2 protein-coding genes are annotated in these 3,218 nt (G+C 75.5%); one reads left to right on the top strand and one right to left on the bottom strand.

Annotation, left to right across the window (positions count from 1 at the left end; translation table 11 throughout):
* Nucleotides 1-288 precede the first annotated feature (288 nt).
* Entirely contained in the window at nt 289-1,611 is a 1,323-nt protein-coding gene (locus ACLIYP_RS29875) for a cation:proton antiporter (protein WP_412716206.1), read from the top strand.
* A 57-nt stretch (nt 1,612-1,668) separates the two neighbouring features.
* On the opposite strand, the gene ACLIYP_RS29870 is transcribed toward ACLIYP_RS29875, so the two are convergent.
* Nucleotides 1,669-3,218: TIGR03767 family metallophosphoesterase (locus ACLIYP_RS29870; RefSeq protein ID WP_412716205.1), on the bottom strand; the 1,550-nt coding region annotated here is incomplete at its 5' end.

Raw genomic sequence — 3,218 nt, 5'->3', positions numbered from 1 at the left:
GGCACCGCGGAGGGCGACCGGGGGGCGTTGCACCGCGCCGCGCCCACCGGGGCCGGAGGACCGCGGGCACTGACGCGGCCCGGCCCGGCCCGGCTCTCCACGGCTCTCCGCGACCCTCCCCTCCCCTCCCCGGTCCGGCCCGTACCGCCGCCGCGGGGCCCGAGCCTCGGCGCCCGCCGTCGGGCGTCACCGCCCGTGAGCTCCGCATCACCGTCATGACCTGCGATTCCACGGGTATCCGGGCTGCGGTGCCGCCCGGTACGGCGACGCGGTGGGAAGGACTGTTCGGTGACTATCGGTGACGGCGTGTTCACATGGCTGGGATTGGCGGCGCTGGGCGCCGCCGTGCTGCCGCGCGTGGTGGCCGGGCGGCGGCCGCTGTCGCTGCCCCTGATCTTCCTGCTCTGCGGCATCGGCGTGTACCTGCTGCCGCTGCCGCTGCCGGCCGTCGACCCGGTGGACGACCGGCTGCTGGTGGAGCACGCCACCGAGATCTGCGTGATCATCTCGCTGATGGGCGCCGGTCTGGCCCTCGACCGGCCCGTCGGCCTGCGCCGCTGGGCCGCGACCTGGCGGCTGCTGGGCGTGACGATGCCGCTGACCGTGGTGTGCACCGCCGGCGTGGCGTGGTGGCTGCTGGACTGGCCGCCGGCCGCCGCGCTGCTGCTGGCCGCCGTCCTGGCGCCGACCGATCCGGTGCTGGCCTCGGAGGTGCAGGTGGGCGAGCCCACCGAGGAGGAGCACGACGAGGACGAGGTGCGGTTCGCCCTCACCAGCGAGGCCGGTCTGAACGACGGGCTCGCCTTCCCCCTGACGTACGCGGCCGTGGCGCTGGCCGCCGCCGCGGGCGCCGGGTGGTCGGCCGACTGGGTCGGTTCGTGGGCGGTGGAGGACCTCGTGTACAAGTGCGTGGTCGGAGTGCTGGGCGGGCTGCTGGTCGGCCGGCTGCTCGGCTGGCTGTTCTTCCGCGCGCGCTCGAAGGTGCTGCGCCTGTCCCACCACCGGGAGGGCTTCGTGGCCCTGGGAGCCACCTTCCTGTCCTACGGGGTGACCGAGCTCGCCGGCGGCTACGGTTTCCTCGCGGTGTTCACCACCGCCTGCGCGATCCGGGCGGCCGAGCGCGCCCACGGCTACCACAGGGTCCTGCACGACTTCGTGGAGCAGGTCGAGCGGCTGCTCACCGTGGGGCTGCTCTTCCTGCTGGGCGCCTTCGTCGCGCTGGGCGGCCTCGCCCCGCTGACCTGGCGGGGCGCCCTCGTCGCGCTCGCGGTGCTGCTGGTGGTCCGGCCGCTGGCGGGGTGGGTGGGCCTGCTGGGCGGCCGTATGGAGCACCGGGAGCGCTGGGTGGTCGCCGGCTTCGGCATCCGGGGCATCGGCTCGCTGTACTACCTCGCCTACGGGCTGGGGCAGGCGGAATTCCCGGTGCCGGCGCAGGAGCTGTGGGCCGTGGTGACGTTCACCGTACTGCTCTCGGTGGTGCTGCACGGCGTCACGGCGGGCCCGGTGATCGACCGGCTCGACCGGCTGCGGGACTCCGCGGGGACCGCCTCCGGGCCCGAGGAGGAACGGCGGCGCGAGGACGGGCCCTTCCCCGGCCGGCCCGCCGCATGACGGGCCGGCCGCCGCGCTCCCCGCCCCGGAGCCTCCTGCGGTGCCTCCGGACGCCCCTCAGGGGCGCCGCAGCAGCAGCTCCGTGTTGCGGTCGCCGGCCTTGCCGGTCAGGGCCGTGCTGCGGCCCGGGGCGTTGAAGGCCAGTTCGCGGTAGAGCGAGGCCAGGCCGGCGGGGGAGAGGTCGCCGGGTTCGGCGGCGTAGGGGGCCGCGGACTCGACGCAGGTGGTGAAGAGGGAGAGGGTGCCGTCGCCGTTGTCCGTCAGCTCGATGACGCGGGCGAGCTGAGGGTGGTCCACGTGCGAGGCGGTGGTGATCTCCCAGAAGTGGCCGTGCGGCACGATCCGGTTGCGGTGGCTGTGGCCGTTGATCCAGGCGGTCACGTTGGCGTGCCGCCCCAGCAGCGCGGCCAGCTCGGCGCCGCCGACGGTGACGGAGTCGCTGTAGTGGTGGCTGAAGACCAGCACGCGGTCGTCGCCGTGGCGGGTCAACTTGCGGTCCAGCCAGCGCAGCTGGGCGGGGCCGATGTGGCCCCGGTAGTCGCCGTCGGGGTTGGTGGTGTCCAGGCTGACGCCGAGCACGCCGTCGGCGACGCGGAAGGAGTAGTACAGCCGCCCCTCCTCCAGGGCGGCCCGGGTGTAGCCGTGGCCGGCCGGGCCGGGACCGGTGTACGCCGGGTCCAGGTGCGCCGCGGCGTACTCCCGGGCGGTGAGGGGCGCGCGGGAGGGGTCGGGGGTGACGGTGCGCGTCCTGCGGGCGTGGGCGCGCAGCAGTTCCCTCAGCGCGGTGCCCCGGGTGTCGCGGCCCCCGCGCACCGATCTGTGGAGCGCGGCGGCCTCGGCCTCGGGCAGCTCGTACAGCTTCCGTTCACCGGTGGCCAGGTCGGTGAAGTACGCGCTGCCCGCGAAGTGGCCGCCGTGGAGGTCGTCGTGGTTGCCGACGGTGGAGTACCAGGGGATGGCCAGGCCGGGGCTGGTGAGCCGCCGGATCGCGGCGTCGAGGAAGCCGTCGAGGCGGGGGAAGCCGTACCGGCCCCGGTCGGTGTCGTCCGCCCCGCCCTCCGGGTGCCAGTACAGGGGCAGGCCGGAGTTCTGCACCCCCTCGTAGCGCAGTGGGTCGCCGGTGTTGGGGGTGATGCGGCCGCCGCTCATCGCGGTGAGGAACCACTCCGTCTCGGCACGGCAGTTGTTGTCGGTGTTGTCCCCGGTGGTGATCGCGAAGCCGAGCGGCGCGCCGGTGGCCGGGCCGCCGCGCAGCGAGTTGATCCGCTCGACCATCGAGACCAGGCCGTGCACCGACAGCGCCTCGTGCGGGCGCCAGGCGCCGGTCTTGCCGGAGCGCATGTACTCGAAGCGCAGCGGGTGCTGCACGTCCGTGACATGGGTGTCGGTGAGGTGGACGAAGGAGGCCAGGACGGTGCGCCGGTCCTCGCGCGCCCCGCCCGCGGCGGCCAGGTCCTGCCGTACGACCCGCTCCCAGCCGCGCCCCGCTCCCAGCCGCCGGTAGCCGGCCGCGCCGCGCGGCGCGGCGGTGCTCTCCAGGGTGGTCCCGGCGGGGGAGGGGACGGCCGGGGCGGTGGGGGAGGGCGAGGGGGACGGGGAGGCGGGAG

This window comes from Streptomyces nanhaiensis (assembly GCF_046614825.1).
Lineage (GTDB): Bacteria > Actinomycetota > Actinomycetes > Streptomycetales > Streptomycetaceae > Streptomyces > Streptomyces radiopugnans.
This window is presented reverse-complemented; position numbering and strand designations above follow the sequence as displayed.